The sequence below is a fragment of the Actinopolyspora biskrensis genome (assembly GCF_013408175.1).
Taxonomy (GTDB): Bacteria; Actinomycetota; Actinomycetes; order Mycobacteriales; family Pseudonocardiaceae; genus Actinopolyspora; species Actinopolyspora biskrensis.
On record NZ_JACBYW010000004.1, the window covers coordinates 165168 to 184226 of the forward strand.

Annotated in this window: 15 protein-coding genes; 6 read left to right on the forward strand and 9 right to left on the reverse strand. The window is 68.9% G+C overall.

Annotated elements, in window-relative coordinates; all coding sequences use genetic code 11:
* Window positions 1-61: 61 nt before the first annotated feature.
* From FHR84_RS11865 to FHR84_RS11885, 5 genes are all read right to left on the reverse strand, one after another.
* Entirely contained in the window at window positions 62-1423 is a 1362-nt protein-coding gene (locus FHR84_RS11865; RefSeq protein WP_179535554.1) for an SPFH domain-containing protein, read from the reverse strand.
* The gene (locus FHR84_RS11870) at window positions 1423-3075 is read right to left on the reverse strand and encodes an SPFH domain-containing protein (protein WP_246300495.1); all 1653 of its coding nucleotides are present in this window, start codon (window positions 3073-3075) and stop codon (window positions 1423-1425) included. The genes FHR84_RS11865 and FHR84_RS11870 overlap by 1 nt, the downstream gene beginning before the upstream one ends.
* 565 nt (window positions 3076-3640) lie before the next feature.
* Complete coding sequence (locus tag FHR84_RS11875; protein ID WP_179535555.1) at window positions 3641-4633, reverse strand: o-succinylbenzoate synthase; 993 nt, start codon at window positions 4631-4633, stop codon at window positions 3641-3643.
* A gap of 221 nt (window positions 4634-4854) precedes the next feature.
* A complete protein-coding gene (locus tag FHR84_RS11880) occupies window positions 4855-5451 on the reverse strand; it encodes a suppressor of fused domain protein (protein WP_179535556.1) in 597 nt (198 codons plus the stop codon).
* A gap of 107 nt (window positions 5452-5558) precedes the next feature.
* Window positions 5559-7223 (reverse strand): DNA repair helicase XPB, encoded by a 1665-nt coding sequence (locus tag FHR84_RS11885; RefSeq protein ID WP_179535557.1) that lies wholly within the window; start codon window positions 7221-7223, stop codon window positions 5559-5561.
* 325 nt (window positions 7224-7548) lie between these two features.
* Between FHR84_RS11885 and FHR84_RS11890 the strand changes: the two genes are divergently transcribed.
* Both FHR84_RS11890 and FHR84_RS11895 read left to right on the forward strand, forming a co-directional pair.
* Window positions 7549-8226, forward strand: coding sequence for an LppU/SCO3897 family protein (locus FHR84_RS11890; protein ID WP_179535558.1), 678 nt, complete (start codon window positions 7549-7551; stop codon window positions 8224-8226).
* Window positions 8227-8522: 296 nt separating this feature from the next.
* The gene (locus tag FHR84_RS11895) at window positions 8523-9269 is read left to right on the forward strand and encodes a hypothetical protein (protein WP_179535559.1); all 747 of its coding nucleotides are present in this window, start codon (window positions 8523-8525) and stop codon (window positions 9267-9269) included.
* A gap of 28 nt (window positions 9270-9297) precedes the next feature.
* Here the strand turns inward: FHR84_RS11895 and FHR84_RS11900 are convergent, their stop codons facing one another.
* The 4 genes from FHR84_RS11900 to FHR84_RS11915 all read right to left on the reverse strand — a co-directional run bounded on the left by FHR84_RS11900 (window position 9298) and on the right by FHR84_RS11915 (window position 13037).
* Window positions 9298-10209, reverse strand: a complete 912-nt coding sequence (locus tag FHR84_RS11900; protein WP_179535560.1) for an ATP-binding cassette domain-containing protein — start codon at window positions 10207-10209, stop codon at window positions 9298-9300.
* Between the two features lie 44 nt (window positions 10210-10253).
* Window positions 10254-11066 (reverse strand): ABC transporter permease, encoded by an 813-nt coding sequence (locus tag FHR84_RS11905; RefSeq protein ID WP_179535561.1) that lies wholly within the window; start codon window positions 11064-11066, stop codon window positions 10254-10256.
* On the reverse strand, window positions 11063-11827 hold the full coding sequence (locus tag FHR84_RS11910) for an ABC transporter permease (protein WP_179535562.1): 765 nt from the start codon (window positions 11825-11827) through the stop codon (window positions 11063-11065). The genes FHR84_RS11905 and FHR84_RS11910 overlap by 4 nt, the downstream gene beginning before the upstream one ends.
* 184 nt (window positions 11828-12011) lie before the next feature.
* Window positions 12012-13037 carry an ABC transporter substrate-binding protein gene (locus tag FHR84_RS11915; RefSeq protein ID WP_246300497.1) on the reverse strand — a complete coding sequence of 342 codons (1026 nt, stop codon included), beginning with the start codon at window positions 13035-13037 and terminating at the stop codon, window positions 12012-12014.
* A gap of 612 nt (window positions 13038-13649) precedes the next feature.
* On the opposite strand from FHR84_RS11915, the gene FHR84_RS11920 reads away from it, so the two are divergent.
* Genes FHR84_RS11920 through FHR84_RS11935 form a run of 4 tightly spaced genes read left to right on the forward strand, consistent with a single transcriptional unit; the run spans window position 13650 to window position 19059 of the window.
* Window positions 13650-17237, forward strand: coding sequence for a nitrate- and nitrite sensing domain-containing protein (locus tag FHR84_RS11920; protein ID WP_179535563.1), 3588 nt, complete (start codon window positions 13650-13652; stop codon window positions 17235-17237).
* Window positions 17234-17662 (forward strand): roadblock/LC7 domain-containing protein, encoded by a 429-nt coding sequence (locus tag FHR84_RS11925; RefSeq protein ID WP_017973097.1) that lies wholly within the window; start codon window positions 17234-17236, stop codon window positions 17660-17662. Before FHR84_RS11920 ends, FHR84_RS11925 begins: the two co-directional genes overlap by 4 nt.
* A 31-nt stretch (window positions 17663-17693) precedes the next feature.
* Entirely contained in the window at window positions 17694-18473 is a 780-nt protein-coding gene (locus tag FHR84_RS11930) for a DUF742 domain-containing protein (RefSeq protein ID WP_179535564.1), read from the forward strand.
* The gene (locus tag FHR84_RS11935) at window positions 18454-19059 is read left to right on the forward strand and encodes an ATP/GTP-binding protein (protein ID WP_179535565.1); all 606 of its coding nucleotides are present in this window, start codon (window positions 18454-18456) and stop codon (window positions 19057-19059) included. The genes FHR84_RS11930 and FHR84_RS11935 overlap by 20 nt, the downstream gene beginning before the upstream one ends.

A 19059-nucleotide genomic window follows, 5' to 3' on the forward strand; every position in this document is an offset into this window, starting at 1 on the left:
CACGGCCGCGCCGAAGAACCCCGCGTTCCCGGACACCGGAACGAACGGGCTCAACGAAGCACTACTGGTTGCCCGCCCTGTTGTCCATCATGGACTGAGCGAACTCCTCGGTCCGGTCGACAGCCTGCATCGCCTCGTCCACGCTGCTCCCGCTCCGGGAACTGCCGGAACCGGTCGAGCGGGACGCGGCGTCGCCGCTGGCGAACGCCTCCGAGCTCATCTTCGGCAGCAGCTGGGACACCAGCAGCGTGGACAGCGTCGACTGCTCGCCGCCACCGCCGCGTACGACGACCGGGCGCGGCGCGTGTTCGGCGAGTTTCGCACCGACCTCCAGCCTGCGCTGCGCCAGTTCGTAGCTGAGCACGGCGCGGTTGTCCCGGTAGGCCCGGCCCAGCCGCTCGCGGGACTTCGCCTCGTTCTGCGCCTCGGTGAGCGTGGCCCTGCCGCGAGCCTCGATCTCCCACTGAGCCCGCTGGGCCTCGGTTTCCTGCTCTTCCAGCCTGCGGGCGACGTCGCGCCGCGCCTGGTTGCGGGCCGCCTTCACCTCGACCAGCTTGGCGTCACGCGTCTTCTTCGCACGCTCGATCTCCATCGACAGGTTGTCGATGCGCCGCTTGCGGGTCAGCTCCCACTCGCGTTCGTAGGCGCTGAGCTCCTTGGAGACGCGCTCCCTCGTGGCGAGGTGCTGCTGGTACTGGTCCGGAAGCTGTACGTCCGGGATGTTGGCGCCGAGGATCCACACGCCGTACTTGCTCAGCTGGCGGTTCAGCGTCGCCTGCATGTCCTCGACGTCGCTGCCGCGCAGGTCGTAGGCCGCCTCGGTGTGCACCTGCCTGCCGCGTTGCCGGATCGCGTCCTGCACCGCGCTGGACAGCACCGCGTCGAAGTTACCCGCGCCGATAGTGCGCACGAAGTCGATCGGGTTGTCGATGCGGAACTTCAGGAAGAACTCGATGGCCTTCAGCGGCACGTCCTCGGCGGTTGGACAGGCGGCCACCGGTGCGCTGTAGGGGATCTCGGTGGTGGTGTCCACGATGAAGTCCACCTTGTCCCAGGGCCACCACAGGTAGTGCCGGCCGGGGTCGAGCGTGCCGGTGAACGCGCCGTAACGGCTGCGGATGCCGGTGGTGCCCTGCTCGATCTCCACGATCGAACCACGCCACAGCGCGATCACGGCGAGCACCAGGGCCAGTGCCGCCCCGGCCCCGGTGACCGTGGCGATCAGCCCGCCGCTGAACGCGGCCGTCCCGGCGAGGTAGAGGGCGACGAACAGCAGCACGAGCCAGCCGATCCCCCGGTTGTCCTTCGGGATCACCACCGGCACGAGCTTGCCCTCGTCGCCGCCGCGAATGAGCTGGCGGATGTTCGACCACGACGCGACCGCGTCGGTGATCTTGGAAAAACCGCGTTCCTGGCTCGCCATCACTGCTCACCTGCCTGGTGCTGCTCGTCGATCGGGCCCGCGCCGTTCTCGGGCCGCTCGGAGGTTCGAACGTCCCGCGTGTCCGCCGGTTCCCCGGACCCCGGGGTCTCGGAGCGGTCCTCCTCCGGATCCGCCGGCTCGACGGGGGGTTCCGCATCGGTTTCGGTGTGCCCGCCCGCGGTCAGCAACTGCTCGATCTCGGCCTCGCGCTCGCGCACGCGTTCCTGGATCGTCTCGACGCGCCGCTGGATGGCGGCCACGTCCGCTTCGGAGAGTCCGCCACCGTCCTCAGTGGCCCCGAGCATCCGCCGCGCGGTGGCCAGGTAGTCGATGTTCTCGCCGTCACCGAGCGAGAGGAGCGTCGGAAGGTGCTCGGCGAGACTCTCCAGCTTGTCCAGCGTCTCCTTCTCGTAGTGGTACTCCAGGATCTCCGGGTTGTCCGCGGCGCTGAGCGCCCGGATGTCCAGGGCCTGGGCCTCCAGCAGGGCGGCGTTGGCGTTGGCGGTGCTCTCCGCCTCGACGAAGCGCTGCCGTGCCTGGGCCTTGGCGCGGTTGGTCTCCCGCTCCAGGGAGGTGTCCATCTGCGCCTGGTAGCTGGCGATCTCGGCCTTGATGCCGGACAGGCTCTCGTTCATCGAGGCCAGTTCCTTGTTCAGGTCGCCCTCGTCCTGCTCCTTGCGCAGGCTGAGCTCGTACTCGTAGGTGTAGGCGTCCTTGGCCATCCGCACCATCTCCGGCGCGGCGAGGTCCGCCCGGTACTGCTGGCTGCTCGGCTCGGCATGGGTGATGTTGGCGCTGGTCAGCCGGACGGCGGGCAGGAACTGCTCGTTCAGGTTGTCCAGCAGTTCCTGGGTGCTCTCCCCGACGAGGTCGTAGATGTCATCGGCGCGCTGCTGGTAGATCAGGCTGCGGGTGACCTCGCTGACCGCGTTGGTCAGCTTGTCGGAGAAGCCGGACACCGCGCCGAGCGCGAACATGAACTGCGTCGGGTCCTCGATGCGGAACTGCAGGAACAGGTCGACCGAGGCCTTGATACCGCCCCGGGTGGGCGCCTCGCTGATCGGCGCGTTGAACGGGTACTCCCGCGTCGTGTTCAGCACGTAGCTGACCTGCTTGCGCGGGTCGAGGAGCACTGTGCGGCCCGGCCCGACCGTGCGGTCCAGCTTGCTGAACTTGGTGATCATCGCATGGCAGCCCTCCGGCACCATGACGATGCTGCGCCGCGCCCACAGCATGACGGCCGCGATCGCCAGCAGCACCCAGATGTGCGGGCCGAACCACGCCGTCCCCACGCCGGTCGCCTGCGCCGCGACAGTACCGAGCACGGCGATCACGGCCAGCGCCAGCACCGGCAGTGCGATGCCGGTCAGCGCGTTGCGCTTGGGAATGACCACGGGGCAGATGACATTGACCCATTCCCCGTCGTTCCCGCGCTCGGAAACGCTGCTGTTGACGAGCTGGCTGATCTCGCCCATCGGTGCGGTTCGCTGCTCGATCCGAGTTCCAGCCGAGCTGCCCTGCTCCCGGGCGGAGAGGAAGTCGGCCGGGTCGGTCGTGAATCCTTCGATCGCGTTTTCCGCGGATTCACCGGAAAACCCCTGATTCTCGGCAACCGCGGACATGGCTTGACGCCCGGCCGCTGCAACGGACATGTGTGTTGCCCCCTAGATGACTACGGAATCGTCCGGTTCGGACGCGTGACGACGGCATTCGGTTCCTTACGCGTCGTGATGTCGCTCGGTGCGGCGGTCGAAGGCTATCGCACACCAGGTGAGCCGTGTGTGGTTTTCCCGCCTCCGCGGACGGTGCGCTCGGCAAGCGCGGCGGCCGGGGCGGCCGAATCCGGATTCGTGGACGAGTTGATCAGGAATGTGAACTCCGGGCGAGGAGGAAATGTTCGTGGAATGTGCACCGAAGTGTCGACTTCCGCCCGACCGGGATTTTCCGGTACCGGACATATCGGGTCGCGGTACTCCGCGCCGACGACGGATCGTCGGATCCGGAGCGGGGTGACCGTCCGGCGCGGGTTCCGGCTCGCGCTCTCCCCGGCTTCGCTGTGGCAGGCGTTGCTCGCGCTGTGGTTGCCCAGGAAGTGAAGGGGCTTTCCGTGGTGTTCGGTATAACCGAGCGCGAGCCGAGAAGGGACCGCGCCGGGAGGCGGGGCCCACTCGGTTACCGGCACGGCGACCGGGCCACCGAACGGGGCGGGGAACTCACTCACCCGGTCATCGTTTCGTGCACCCGGCGCAGTCGGTCCAGCCAGCGGTGCTGGGTCTCCGCGGTCGGGGTGGCGGCGGCGACCAGCGCGGGAGCCGGCTCGGGTGCCCGCTCGGGCACGGGCATCCGTCCGGCGACGGGAAGCAGGGAGTCGGTGACGACGTCGCCGTCGAGCAGGGACATCGTGCCCAGCCCGCAGGCGAACGGCAGCCGGGGCAACGCTCCGGCGAGTGCGAGCTGCGCGGCGAGTCCGACGCTGCTCTCCACGGCGGAGGAGACCACGCAGGGTAAGCCGCAGGCCTCGGCCACCTGCAAGGCGCGGTGCACTCCCCCCAGCGGGGCGGCTTTGATCACCGCCACGTCGGCCGCGTCCGCGACGGCCACGCGCAGCGGGTCCTCCGCCCGCCGGATCGACTCGTCCGCCGCGATGCGCACGTCCACCCGCTTTCGCACGGCGGCGAGTTCCTCGATGCTCGCGCACGGCTGCTCCACGTACTCCAGCCCGCCCGCCGCGCGATCGAGTTCCCGGATGCGCCGCACGGCGGTGTCCACGTCCCAGGCGGTGTTGGCGTCCACCCGCACCGCCCCGGAGTCTCCGAGCGCGTCGCGTACGGCCTCCACCCGCTCCACGTCGGCGGAAGCCGGTTGGCCCGCTTCGGCCACCTTGACCTTCGCCGTGCCGCACCCCGAACCGGCGACGATCTCGTGGGCCCGCCGCGGGTCCACGGCGGGGACGGTGCAGTTGACCGGGACCGTCCCCCGCACCGGCTCCGGCCAGCGGTCGAAACAGCTTTCCAGCGCGGCCCCCAGCCACGGGACGGAGTCGGAATCCGAGTAGTCCTCGAACGGGCAGAAGTCCCCCCAGCCGGCAGGCCCGCTGAGCAGCACTCCCCGGCGCACCGTCACTCCCCGGAATCTGGTGCGCATCGGCAGGCTGTAGACGCGCACCGCATCGAGCTCGGACAGGTCCTTCTTTCCGGGGTAGGAGTCCATGCTCACGATCCTGGCACGCGCGTACCACCCGTGGCATCCGGCTACGGCCCACCGCACACCCCGCAGCCGAGCTGTTCGAGAGCCTCGGCTCGGTTCGCGTGGGTGGTCACTCGGCGTGGACCTACCGCGACGGTGCGAGTTGTTCGGGTGGTGGTCTCGGCGCCGCAGGCGCCGAGGGAAAAACTCCGACCCGAGCAGGCCGGCCGTCCCGCGGGAATTCTTCAAGCCACGCTGGGTCTACCCAGGTCGAACACGTCCACCTCGAAGCGCGCCCACTGCTTGCGCAGCGCGGACACCCCCCGGTCGAGGGCGAAGTTCAACTCGCCGAGCGTCACCGGAAGCAGCGTGAAGACCTGCAGCTGCTCCACCCCCTGGGGGTCGGTGAACCTGGTGAACTCGGGGGGGAACATCGGGTGCCCACCCGCGAGCAGCGCGTGGAACTCGGTTCCGGCCAGCAGCGGCTGATCGTTGGGGACGAGCTGGTCCGGTACGAGGTGGGTGCTGTTGCGCACCAGCAGCTCGGAGGAGATGTCCACCAGGTAGCGGGCCGCCTCGGCCTGCTCCCGGTACACCGTGCACGCCAGTTCCTGGGCCGGCTCGGCCCCGATGGGCTGGAAGCGCAGCCCCGAGCTGATCACGGACGTCAGGTGGTACTCGTCCAGGTGGAAGAAGACCAGACCGTAGCCGCGGTCCGGGCCGTGCACGTTCGGGGGTTCCGCCTCCGACGGCCTTCCCGCGTACCGTTCCAGGTTCTCCGCGAGACCGACGAACCGGTGGGCGCCTCCGATAGGAGGAGTTTCCTTGTTATCGGTGTTCAACCTGGCCTCCAGCGACGTCCGGTGGGCGCGAACACGTCACGGGTGCTGCACGGGGACGACCGGTGGTTCCGGTCGGTCCGCCCCCGGCCGTGGGCACCGCGGCGGTGTCAGGCGTCCACATCGGGAATGGCGGGTCCGAGCAGGTCCTCGGAGTCCACTATCCGGTAGGCGTACCCCTGCTCGGTGAGGAAACGTTGCCGATGGGCAGCGTAGTCGGTGTCCATCGTGTCCCGGGCGACCACCGAGTAGAAGTGTGCCTGCCCACCCTCGGCCTTGGGCCGCAGCAGCCTGCCCAACCGCTGCGCCTCCTCCTGGCGGGAGCCGAACGTCCCGGAAACCTGCACGGCGACCGAGGCCTCGGGGAGGTCGATGGAGAAGTTGGCCACCTTGGAGACCACGAGCCGGTTGATCTCGCCGCGCCGGAACGCCTCGTAGAGCTTCTCGCGCTCCTTGTTCCTGGTCGACCCCTCGATGATCGGAGCTTCCAGCTCCTGCCCCAGCTCGTGCAGCTGTTCCAGGTAGGCGCCGATCACCAGTGAGGGCTCCTCCGGGTGCTGGTCGAGGATCGCCCGCACCACGGAGGCCTTGGTGTGCGCCGTGGAGCAGAGCTTGTACCGGTCCTCGGCCTCGGCCGTGGCGTACTCGATGCGCTCGTCCTCGGTCAGCGTCACCCGGACCTCCACGCAGTCCGCGGGGGCGATCCAGCCCTGTGCCTCGATGTCCTTCCAGGGGGCGTCGAAGCGCTTGGGGCCGATGAGGGAGAACACGTCGCCCTCGCGCCCGTCCTCGCGGACCAGCGTCGCGGTCAGCCCGAGCCGCCTTCTGGACTGCAGGTCCGCGGTCATGCGGAAGACGGGCGCGGGGAGCAGGTGCACCTCGTCGTAGATGATCAGCCCCCAGTCGCGCGAGTCGAACAGGTCGAGGTGCTGGTACTCGCCCTTCGACTTGCGGGTGATCACCTGGTAGGTGGCTATGGTCACCGGTCGGATCTGTTTCTGCTCACCCGAGTACTCGCCGATCTCGTCCTCGGTGAGCGAGGTCCGCTCGACGAGCTCGCGCTTCCACTGCCTGCCCGCGACCGTGTTGGTGACCAGGATCAGCGTGGTCGCACCGGCCTCGGCCATGGCGGCGGCCCCGACGAGGGTCTTGCCCGCTCCGCAGGGCAGCACCACGACCCCCGAGCCTCCGGCCCAGAACGACTCGACGGCCTGGCGCTGGTAGTCGCGCAGCTGCCACCCGCGCTGTTCGAGCGAGATCGGATGGGCTTCGCCGTCCACGTACCCGGCCAGGTCCTCGGCGGGCCAGCCCAGTTTGAGCAGGGTCTGCTTGAGTCGGCCGCGCTCGCTGGGGTGGACCACCACCGTGTCCTCGTCCAGGCGCTCGCCGACCATGGGTTTGATCTTCTTGCTGCGCAGGACCTCCTCGAGCACGGCGCGGTCGCGTGCGCCGAGCACGAGGCCGTGCGCGGGGTCGTGGGTCAGTTCCAGCCTGCCGTAGCGGCCCATCGTTTCGACGATGTCGACCAGCAACGGCTGCGGGACGGGGTAGCGCGAGTTGTTGACCAGGGCGTCCACGACCTGCTCGGGGTCGTGCCCTGCGGCGCGGGCGTTCCACAGCGCGAGGGGGGTGATCCGGTAGGTGTGCACGTGCTCCGGCGCGCGCTCGAGCTCGGCGAACGGCGCTATCGCGGTACGCGCCTCTTCGGCCCCGGCGTGGTCCACCTCGAGAAGTACCGTCTTGTCCGACTGAACTATCAGTGGTCCGTCAGTCACGGGCTGGCTCCTGGCTGGACTGGATTGTTGCTGGTTCGTGGCTGCGTGTGCCGCGGGGACCAACGGGATTCCGGCCGTCGAGTATTCCACCGGGGGCGCTGTTCGCGTGGTGCAGGTCGTGGACACCGCGCCGGTGGAGCGCTCCCGGTACGAGGTGGGGCGGTCCGGCCTCCGCGGGATCGTCGCCTGCCGGTGGCCGTGTTACTGCCGGGAAATTCCATTGGCACAACGCTTCGTTTCAGTTCTCGTCACGACCGGTCCAGCGTTCCGGTGACATCCAGTAGTTTGCTCACTCGAACGGGTGAGGCAAGGCAGAGAGGACGGCGTGAGCACTCCACCAGACACACCGGATTCGGAGGATTCCTCGGCGTGGGACGCGCGAGCTCCCGAAGAGATCACGGAGACGGAACCGCGGTTCGAGCGGCAGGTGGAAGGGGAGGAGGTGTCGGAGCCCCACCCGAGGGGCGGGAAACGCGGGAAGCTGTTCGGCTCGTTGGTCGCGCTCGCCCTCGTGGTGCTGATCGGGTGCGGTGCGCTGTTCGGCTGGAACGCGTGGAAGTCCGGCTCGATGGGGGTCGTCGAGGAGATGCTGTCCGACATCGGCGGGGTGGACCTCGCCGAGGGCGACTGCGTGCACATCCCCAGGGGCGGCGAGAACGTCGACTTCGAACGGGCCGGATGCGGTTCGGCCCGCTCGGATTTCCGCGTGGTCGAGCTGCGGGAGGACTCGCGGAAGTGCGCCCGGCAGTCCTACGGCGCGTTGCTCGTGAACGAGGACGTCTACTGCATGATCCCCGATGTGGAGGTCGGCGACTGCGTGGCCGACCTCGAGGGTGAGACGACGCTGCTGACCAAGGTGAACTGTGCCGACGAGGCAGCGGGGTGGCGGGTGACCGGCCTCGCCGATGTGGTCGATTCCGAGGAGTGCGCCGCGGGGGCCATGTACCAGACCTACCCCGAGCCCGCGCGGACGCTGTGCTTCGCGGAATTGGCCCGGGAGTAGTACGGCCCTCCCGTCTCCAGATCGCGGCGGGTTCGCCGGAGCGGGACCTCCCGGCGGTTCGGGTCGGGGCCACTGCCCCGGGCGGTGCCCCCGCCCCGACCGTCGGGTCGACCGGAGAACCGCAGGGGAAGCGCGTGTGGCGGGATCGGTGCGGGTCCCCGCCCTCGTGCCGGAGGTCCTCCGGTGCGGTTCTCGATTTCACAACTTCTGCTCCGCCGGAAGTGTTCGATGGGCGGAGAACCCTCGGATCATCGGTTAGATTTAACCCGAAAGCATGATCTTCGGAAGAGGGGCGCGTGACTTTTCCACCACAGCCGTCGAATGATCCCGAGCAGAACCCCCCGGGCGAGGCGCGGGCCGGCGCGGAGAGCTCCCCCGGCGGCCCCGGAGGGCCGACCACCCCCGGGTGGGACGTCTTCGGGTTGAGCTGGGGTGGTCCCAACGCGGCGTGGGAAGCGCGGTCACCGCGCGCCCGGCTGGGGGGCAAAGCGAGATCGCCGCTGCTGCTGTTCAGCGTGATCGCTCCGATCGTGCTGATCGCGCTGGTCGCGACCCTGGTCGGGGTGGGAGCGCGGACCGAATCGGCGGAGGAGGCCTTCGGCGGCGGAACGGGTGAGGAACTCGGTTCGGAGGCCGGTGGTGCCGACGGCCCGGAAGGCTCCTGCCTGAACATCGTCGACCCCAGCATCGAGGCCGGGGTGCAGCGCCCCGCCACCTGCGGATCGCGGGACTCGGACTACGAGGTGGTGCGCAGCACCTCCTCCCCGCCCCTCGAGTGCCCTTCCGACGCCTACAGCAGGCTGGTCCGCGAGGGGAGCGGGTACTGCCTGATCCCGGACGTCCGGAAGGGCGACTGCATGCGGATCGGTGCGCCCACGGAGTTCCGCACCAAGGTGCGGTGCGTCGACGCCGAGGCCGACCTGCGGATCACGAAGGTCGCCTCCGGCGTCGACGAGATGCTCTGTCCGGTCGGGACGACCTGGTACATGAGCTACCCGGAGCCGGGCGAAACGCTGTGCGCCGAACGGATCTCCGCGATCTAGCACGCTTCCGCGGACGGGTGGGGCGGAGTCACTCGGCGGCCTCGCGCGCGGGGGAGCCCTGTTCCACCTGGAGGGACTCCGGCTCCGCGTCGGCGCGCTCGTCCTCCGAAGTGGACTCGGTTTCCGAGCCGGTGTCCCGCGCGGTGGTTCCGGTTCCGCCCGGCCTCTCGTGGCCTCCGCCGCCGCGCAGCATGCGGGCGATCTCACCGCGCAGGTGCACGAAGGTCTCCGACTCGCGGGTGCCGATCTGGTCGCGCTCGTTGCCGAGATCGACCGGCAGATCGGCGACTACGGTCGCGGGCGTCTCGGACAGCACGAGCACCCGGTCCCCGAGGTAGACGCTCTCGTCGATGTCGTGGGTGACCAGCAGTATCGTGGTGTCCTGCTCCGCGCGGACCCGCAGCAGCAGGTCCTCCAGCTCGAAACGGGTCTGCGCGTCGACGGAGGCGAACGGTTCGTCCATGAGCAGCAGCGCGGGGCGGCAGGCCAACGCCCGTGCGATGGCCACCCGCTGCTGCATCCCCCCGGAAAGCTGCCACGGGTACTTGCGCTCCGCTCCGGACAGTCCCACCCACTCCAGGGTCTGCCGCACCCGCTCGCGTCGCCGCTCCTTGGGGACGTTCCCGGAACGCAGCGGGAATTCGACGTTTCCGCGCACGCTCATCCACGGGAACAGCGAACGACCGTAGTCCTGGAAGACCACGGCCAGGTCCTCGGGAACCCCGCGCACGGGTTCGCCGTGCATCCGCACCTCGCCGCCGCTCGGCCGGATGAGGGAGGCGAGGCAGCGCAGCAGCGTGGACTTGCCGCATCCGGACGGGCCGACGATGCAGGTCAGCTGCCCGGCCCTGACGTCGAAGGTCACTCCGCCGATGGCGGTGTGCTCCTGTTGTCCCGTGTAGGTGTGCTCCAGGTCGGAGACTTCCAGCATGCTGGGCACGGTTCCTCCGCTCCCGTCCGTCGTCGGTTCGTTCCGCGTTCCCGTCATTGCGGCACCGCCTCCAGGACACGCCGCTCCACGACGGACAGGACTGTGTTCAGCAGGTAACCGAGGAGGCCGAGCAACACGATCCCGCTCCAGAGTTGTGCGTAGTCGAATTGGTCGCGCGCGAGCATCATGGCGTGCCCGAGACCGTCGCTGGCGCCGACGAGCTCGGAGATCACCATCATGATCAGGGCGAGTGAGAGGCTGATCCGCAGGCCCGCGAAGATCTTGGGCAACGCCCCCGGAAGCACGACCGAGCCGATCCAGGAAGCGCGCGAGATCCCGAAGGCGCGGGCCGTCTCCGTTTTGACCGGGTCCACGGAGCGGGCCCCGTCGGCGCTGTTGAGCAGGATCGGCCAGAGGCAGCCGAACACGATCGTCACCAGCTGCAGCTTGAAGCCGATGCTGAACAGCACCATGAAGACCGGGAGCAGCGCGGGCGGCGGGATGGAGCGCGCGAAGGACAGCAGCGGACCGATGTAGGCCAGCGCGTTGCCGGAGCGCCCCAGCAGCAGTCCGAGACCCACTCCGACCACTCCGGCCAGCGTCCATCCGAGGAGCAGTCTGCCCACGCTGGGCAGCACGTCGTCGAAGGCCGCCTCGGTCAGGAACAGCGTTCCGATCCCGCCGCTGAACCACATTCGCCACATCTCCGTGACTATGCGCACCGGAGTGGGGAAGAACGGGCTGTCGCCGCCCGCCGTGGCCAGCTGCCACAGCAGCACGGCCCCGAGGAGCACGCCCAGCTGGGACACCACCCCCGTCACGCGGTGGTGCGGGCGTGCGTTCGGCGAGCTCGCGGCGCCGCTCATGTCGTCCCTCCCGAAGGAGCCCAGGTGATCCACTTGCGTTGTGCCCCGGACATCCCCGCGTTGACCAGGTAGCCGAGCACACCCGCGAGCAGGGTTCCGGCCAGGACCTGGTCCATGCGGCCCGCTCCGCTGCCGGCCACGTAGATGAAGCTCCCGATGCCTCCGCTGCCGGGGTTCAGCATCTCCACGCTGATCAGCACGATCAGCGCGGTGCTGGCGGCCAGCCGCAGTCCGGTGAACACGAACGGGACCACGTGGGGAAGCTTGATCCGGAGGATTCGCTGGACGCGCGAGATGCGGAAGGCCCGCGCCGATTCGAGCAGCTGCTCGTCGAGTTGGCCCGTGGAGTAGATCGTGTTGAACAGCAGCGGCCAGACGGCGGCGTAGCAGGCGAGGAAGATCTTCCCGGACGGGCTTCCCGCCGAGACCACGACGACGAGGGGGATCAGTGCCACCGAGGGGACGGGGCGCAGGAACTCGATGAGGGAGGTCGTCGCCGTCCGCAGCAGCGGAACGCTGCCGAGCAGCAGTCCCGCGGGAACGGCCACCAGAGCGCAGATTCCCAGGGCGATCAGCCAGGCGAGCACGGTGGCGACCACATCGAGCAGGAAGTCGCGCTCACCGAGCAGCTCGGCCAGTTCGGTCAGCACGATCGAGGGCGGTGGGAGGTACCGCTGCGGGGCGAGACCGGAGCGGCCCACGATCTCGCAGAGCACGAGAAAGACGGCGACCCCGATCAGTGCGCGGACGGCGTTGCGCATCGTTTCCTGAATCGTCTGAACGGCTGGCCCGTTCGTTTGGCTGATTGGGGCTGGCCTGTCGTGCCGGGGACCGGCGTGGTTCTCCGGCGCCGGTGGGCGGCGCCGGAGAACACCACCCTGCCCACCGGCGCCGCCAAGCGACCACCTGCGACGACCGAGCCGGAGAAACCCGGCAGGGCCGAGTTCACTGCTGCTCGTCGTCGGGGGCGTGGAAGAGCATCGACTCGACGTCGAACTCCTCCGACGGCAGTTCCCCGTTGTTCTGCATGAGGCTGACCACGCTCTTGAGCCTGCTGGCCTCGAGGGTGGAGGGGTAGGAGCCGATGGTCACCAGCGAGGCGGTCTTCGGCTCGATCTCGGTGTACCCCGGCAGGAGTTCCTCGACCTGGCTGCGGTTGTCGTTGGCTTCCGCCTGTGCCCTGGACATCACCCGTTGGAAGTCGGCAGCGGCTTCCTCGTGGTTCTGCACCCACTCGTTGGTGGCCGCGTAGCCCGCGATGGGCATGTTTGCGGTCGGCCCCGAGGTCTGGTCCACCAGGGTTTGGGCGCCCAGCTGGTTGGCTCGCGAGATGAAGGGCTCGATCACCGAGGCCGCCGCGACGTCGCCGTTGCGCAGTGCGGTGGGCATGTCGGGGAAGTCCATCGTGACGAACTCGACGTCGTCCGGGTTGACGCCGTGGGTCTCCAGGGTGGTCCGCGCCGTCAGTTCGTTGAGGTTGCCCCGGGTGTTGACCGCGATCTTCTCGCCCGCGAGGTCGGAGATTTCCTGCGCGGGCCCGTTCGGCATGTGCATCAGCAGGAAGGTGCCCTCCTCGGCCTGGTAGGCGTCGGAGAGGGCCTTGATGTCGGCCGTCCCCTTCTGCTGGGCACGGATGAACGAGACCCAGTTGCCGAAGGTGATGTCCAACTCGCCGCTGGCGATCTTGGGGATGCCGCGCGCGCCGCCGGGGATGGTGGTCAGGTCGACTTCGAGGCCGGCGTCCTTGAAGTAGCCCTTCTTCTTCGCCAGGTGGAGCGGGGCCACGTCGACGGCGGGCATGGTGCCGAGGTTGATCTTCGTGTTCCCCGACTCCGAGTTCGATTCGCCTTCCGAGCCGCTGAGCAGGCCGCAGCCGGAAACCAGGAAGAGACCGAGGCTGGTGGCGAGGGCCAGCGCGGTCCGGAACAACGAGCGGCTTCTCCGGCCGACTCGCACATCGGATCGAACCATGGTCAGCAATGCTCTTTCGGGTGATTGGGCGACGGGATGAGGCAGCTCATTACTTTCACGGTTCCGGTACGAAGAGTCAACAGTGTGGCTGGTTTCGCCCGGACGAGTTAACGCTAGTTAGTTAGGTATTCACATACCGCTGATGCATGACCATTGTCGGAAACCGTCGGGCGCTGCTCTGCCGTGGCACGGCGTGCGGTGTGTCATCTCACAGTCGGCGCGGGGAGTTGCTCACCGTACCCACTTGACCCGGTGATGCCTTCTAACGGGGGAAAACTGGCAATAGTGTGAATAACGCTACGTATAGCGCCCCACTTTTCCGATCGTGGTGTCCGTCAGTACGCTGAGGCTGCCCGCGGGAGTCGCGCAGCCCCGGATTCCCGGGGGAGTGGGTTCGGGACGCCAGGGTGGCGACCATCCCCTGAGCTGCACATCCCGTGTTTTGGTGCCGTCAGTCCATCGACGGAACGGCACGTGCCCGTAACTGTCGGAATGAGGAAGCCACGAGTGGCCGGAGGAAACAAAGGCCCCGATCGGTCGACCGGGAGGGGGTCCGCGGATTCGCACCCACTGATGATGGGTGCGGAAACCGCCACCGCGAGCGATCAGGGTGTGTTAGGGGAAACACCCTCTGCGAGCAGCAGCAGCGGTCCGGCCGACGAGCGCGCCGAGAATCGGCCCTCCGGCGGGCTGCGCATGCGCAACTGGCGGTTGCGCACCAAGCTGCTCGTGGTGCTGCTGGTGCCGACGGTGGCGGCGCTGGTCTTCGGGGCGTTCCAGGTCGTCTCCGACTACAACCAGGCCCAGCAGCTGCTGAAGATCCGCCAGCAGGTGACGCTCGACGCGAGCGCGGACAACGTCGTCCAGGAACTGCAGCGTGAGCGTGATCTCACGGTGGCCCACATCGCGGCGGGGCGTAATGGCAACCGCAGCCAGCTGGTCGAGCAGCGCAGCGCCGTCGACGACGCGGTCGAGGAGCTGCGGAACGCCGTCGAGCAGGCCGAGCAGGCCAACCGCGGCCAGATCGTGGAGCCGTACCGCCAGGCCTTGGGAAGGCTGGACCGGTTACAGGCGCTGCGCACGGTCACCGACGAGACGTCCTACCCGGCCACGGCCGCGCTGCGCGCCTACAGCGATTCCGTGGACAACCTGATCAGCCTCGGGGAAAAGGGCGTGACGCGGATCAACAACCCCGAGGTCTCCCAGCTCTACCTGGCCACCAACGCGATCGCGCGCGCCAAGGAGCAGGAGTCGGTCAAACGTGCCCGGCTGCTCGCCGCCCTGGAGAGCGGGGAGTTCGGGGTCAACGGACAGCGCCAGCTGCTCACGGCCGATGCCGGCCTGCGCGCGGCGATGGACGACTTCCGCAAGTGGGCCGACAACAGCCAGGTCCAGACCTACGAGGACACGGTCGCCGGTCTGGCCGTGGACAAGGCACACACCCTGGAGGAGACCGCGCTGGTCCGCTCACAGGACGGCGGAGGGGTCGGGAACCTCGATCCCCAGGAGTGGATGCGCACCTCCACCGAGCTGGTCAACCGCACGTACCAGGTCGAGACGCAGCTCCGCGACCAGCTGCAGAGCAAGACCAACAGCCTCGCCGGTGCCGCGCGGACACAGACCTACGTCGCGGTCGTGGTCGTGCTCTCGGTGCTGGTCCTGGCCTTCGCGATCGCCCTGTTCGTGGCGCGGTCCCTGCTGCTTCCGCTGCGCACGTTGCGTCGCTCCGCGCTGAACGTGGCCGACAACCGGCTTCCGGAAGCCGTGCAGTCCATCCTCGACGACGAGAACCCGGACCTGGCGACACGCAGCAGCATAGATCCGATCCCGGTGCACACCACCGAGGAGATCGGCAGGGTCGCCCGCTCCTTCGACGCCGTGCACGCGCAGGCGCTGCGCCTGGCCTCCGAGCAGGCCCTGCTGCGGAACAACGTGAACGACCTGTTCGTCAACCTGGCCCGGCGCAGTCAGACGCTGGTGCAGCGTCAGCTCTCGCTGATCGACCGGCTGGAGCAGGACGAGCAGGACCCGGACCAGCTCAGCCAGTTGTTCGAGCTGGACCACCTCGCGACCCGGATGCGGCGCAACAACGAGAACCTGCTGATCCTCGGTGGCACCGACCTCACCCGCAGGACGGTACGTCCGGTCCCGCTCGCCGAGGTCATCGGCGCCGCGGTCTCCGAGGTCGAGCAGTACGCACGAGTGGCGATCGGGGAGACCCCGGACCTCGCCATGCAGGGACGTGTGGTCAACGACATCGTCCACCTGATCGCCGAGCTGCTGGAGAACGCGACCGTCTACTCCAACCCGGACACCGAAGTGAGCGTCCGGAGCGCCTACCGCAGGCAGGAGCTCGTGCTGGAGATCAGGGACCGCGGGGTCGGCGTGGACGTCGAGCAGCTCGACGAGATCAACGACCGGCTGGTCCGTCCTCCGGACATCGACGTCTCCGTTTCCCGCCGGATGGGGTTGTACGTGGTCGGGCAGCTCGCCCGCAGGCACAACGTCACGGTGGAGTTGGAGAACAACGGTGACCTCGAGGGCGGTGCGACGGCCACGGTCCGGCTGCCGGGCGAGCTGATCGTGCAGCTCACCCCGAACGGCCCCATGCCGATGCCGGACGTCCCGCGCGGTGACCAGCCGCGGGAGGGGACGACCGACACGGGGGCCCACTCCGGGCTCGCCGCGGCCTTCGGCACGGCAGGCGGAGACCGCAACCAGCTCGAGCACATCCCCGGTGCGGAGGGTTTCGCCTCCGGGGAGAACGCGGAGCAGGACTCCGCGGAGTCCTCCGCCGCGGGGCAGCGGGAGCTCGACCGCCGCGACTCGGAGGAGTTCCTCTTCCCCGAGGAGGAGTCCGCGGAGGACGTCGAGCAGCAGCGCGCCCCCGCCGAACCGCCGAACTACTCGGTCCAGCTGTCCTCGGGGGCGGCCTACGGGGCCACCGAGGTCCCCCTCTGGGAGGACCACGGCGACTCGACCGAGGGCTCCGCGCGCGGAGCGGATCACTTCGAGCGCGAGTGGCCGGACTCGGACTGGTCGGCGATGGACTGGCCCGATTCCGACGCGACGGCCGAGCACGCTGTCGGGGACGACGCCACGGACTACCAGGGGCAGTGCGGACCACCGCCCGGCGTGGGCGAGCCCGCGGACCTGTTCCACAGTCCGTTCGAAACGGAGAAGACCGACTACCTGCCGTGGCCGGTGCAGGAGCCGGACCCCCGCGAAGCGGCTGCCGAACCGCTTCCGGAACCGACCGAGGACCGGCAGGAACGGGCGGTGCCCCCGCTCGGAAGTGGTCCGCCTCCCGGCAGCACGTTCGAGGCGGACGACGCCCCCACGGAACGTCTGCCCATCTACGAGGCCGTGCTCTCCCAGTGGTTCCGGGAGGAGGACGAGGACCAGGCCCCGTCGACGAGCATGTCCGCCTTCGACCGGAGCACGGAGCTGCCCTCCGACTCCGAGCTCGTCGACGACGCCATCGGCTGGTCGGGCGGAGGTCCGGCCAACGGCTCCTTCGAAGGGGGCGAGGTGTCGCACCGTGACGGCTACTCCCCGGTGGCGTCCGGAAGCCTCGACGAAGCGGGGCGCTCCGCCGACGTCCAGCACGCGAACGGCAGTGCCGAATCGCACCGGGGGGACGACTTCCCGCCGGAACCCCGTCCGGAGGAGGAGCAGCATCGATCGGCGGCGCCTCTTCCGAACCCGTCCGCAGCGGACGGTGAAACGACCGCGCGGGTGCCGGACGAGCACTCGTCCGGCGGTGACGAGAGCGGCTCGGTCCCCGGGAGCGGTCCGGCCAACGCCATGCAGGCCTTCTCCGGCCGCAGGGCCGCGACACGTGAGCAGCGCAACCGGGCCGCCGATGCGCGCCAGGCCGGAAACGATCCCGGCTGGGGCGCCGGTGACGAGGGCTGGGAGGCTGCTGAGGCACTCGTACAGCAGACCGAGCAGGAACCGGAGCAGACCTCTGCGGGGTTGCCCAAGCGCAGGCCCAAGTCGCATCTGGTTCCCGGATCGGCCGCACAACCGCAGTCGCAGGCACCGAGCAAACCGGCCGTGCCGCGGTCGGCTTCCGCCGTGCGTGGGAGAATGTCCAACTTTCAGCAAGGTGTCCGGCGTGGTAGGCACGCCAAGGTCGAACCGGATTCGACCGAACAGTCCCGCTCGATTCCGAGCCGTCACGAGGAGCAGGAGTGACCGGGTCCGTCCAGCAACCCATGAGCAGCAACAGTTTCAGTTGGCTGATTACCGACTTCGTGCGTCGGGTGCCCGGCGTAGCGCACTCGGTCGTGGTCTCCGCGGACGGCCTGCTGCTCGCAGGCTCCCAAGGTTTGCCACGTGACCGCGCCGAGCAGTTGTCGGCCGTCGCATCAGGGCTGGTCAGCCTTACCCAGGGGGCGGCGCGATGCTTCGAGGCCGGCGACGTCACCCAGACCGTCGTCGAGATGGAGCAGGGCTACCTGTTCCTGATGTCGATCAGTGACGGTTCTTGCCTTGCCGTGTTGGCAGCACCCAATGCCGACATCGGCTTGGTCGCCTACGAGATGACCCTGCTCGTCGAACGGGTCGGGCGCCAGCTCACCCCGGAGCTGCGTGCTCAGTTGCAGGGTATGGGTCGATGAGATCAGCCTCGGCTGACGTTGGGAGCTCATTATGAGCGAGGGGGCCAACCCGAACTGGGACGGTGACCTGTTCCGTCTTTACGGTCAACGCACAGGAGCCGACGACTGGCAGGACGACTTCCTCGGCGGTCCTCGGGGCGGGGGGCCCGGCGACCAGCCCGCCCGAGGAGGGGACACGGCCAGTACGGAGGAGTACCAGCGCGGACTGTTCGGCGGTCCGGGAGCCGACCTGTTCGGGTCCGATCGCGACGGTCCCGGCCCCGGTGCCGATCCCGGTGACCGCGGGGAACCGGAGCGCGGCGGACCCGACCGGCCGGGGGCGGACCGCGGGGGAGCGGACGGCGGGCCCGTCTCGATGCCGTCCATCTCGCAGCCGATGTCACCGCTGTCCCAGTCGATGCCGTCGCTGTCCTCCTCCATGCCGTCCATCCCGGGACAGGAAGGTGCGTCCCCGGAGGGCGACTCGGAGGAAGCGGGTTCGCTGATGCGGCCGTACGCCCGCACGCGCGGTCGTACCCGGACCGAGTACGACCTCGCGATCGAAACACTGGTCTCGACCAGTGAGCGGGGGCGTACCCAGAGTGCTCAGGCCAGTCCCGAGCACCGGTCGATCTGCAATCTGTGTACCGATGCGCGCTCGATCGCCGAGATCTCGGCCCACCTGCGGTTGCCGCTGGGTGTGGTGCGGGTGCTGATCGGCGACATGGCCGGACTCGGCCTGGTCGAGATTCACGAGAGTGGAATGGTCGTGGGCGACCGGCCTTCCATGGAGTTCTTGGAAAGGGTGCTCAGTGGGCTTCGCAAGCTCTGATCCCCGCGCGGCGGCCGGTGACGGTGCGGGCAAGACTTCGACGAAGATCGTGGTCGCCGGTGGCTTCGGGGTCGGCAAGACTACGCTCGTCGGTTCGGTCTCCGAGATCCTTCCGCTGACGACCGAAGCGGTCATGACCGAGGCCAGCGTCGGCGTCGACGACCTCACCGCGACCCCGGGTAAGGTGACCACGACGGTCGCCATGGACTTCGGCAGGGTCTCCCTGGACTCCGAACTGATCCTCTACCTGTTCGGGACCCCTGGCCAGCACAGGTTCTGGTTCATGTGGGACGACCTGGTGCGGGGAGCGATCGGCGCCGTGGTGCTCGTCGACACGCGCAGGCTCGCGGACGCCTTCGCCTCGATCGACTTCTTCGACGACCGGCAGCTTCCCTACGTGGTGGCGGTGAACACCTTCGACGGGGTGATGCACCACCGCCTGGAGGACGTCCGCGAGGCGCTGACCATCGACGACTCCGTCCCGATCCTCGGCTGCGACGCCAGGGACAAGGAGTCCACGAAGAACACGCTCATCACCCTGGTGCAGCACGCCATGAAGCAGCGCATGGCCGCCTCGCAGAGCTGA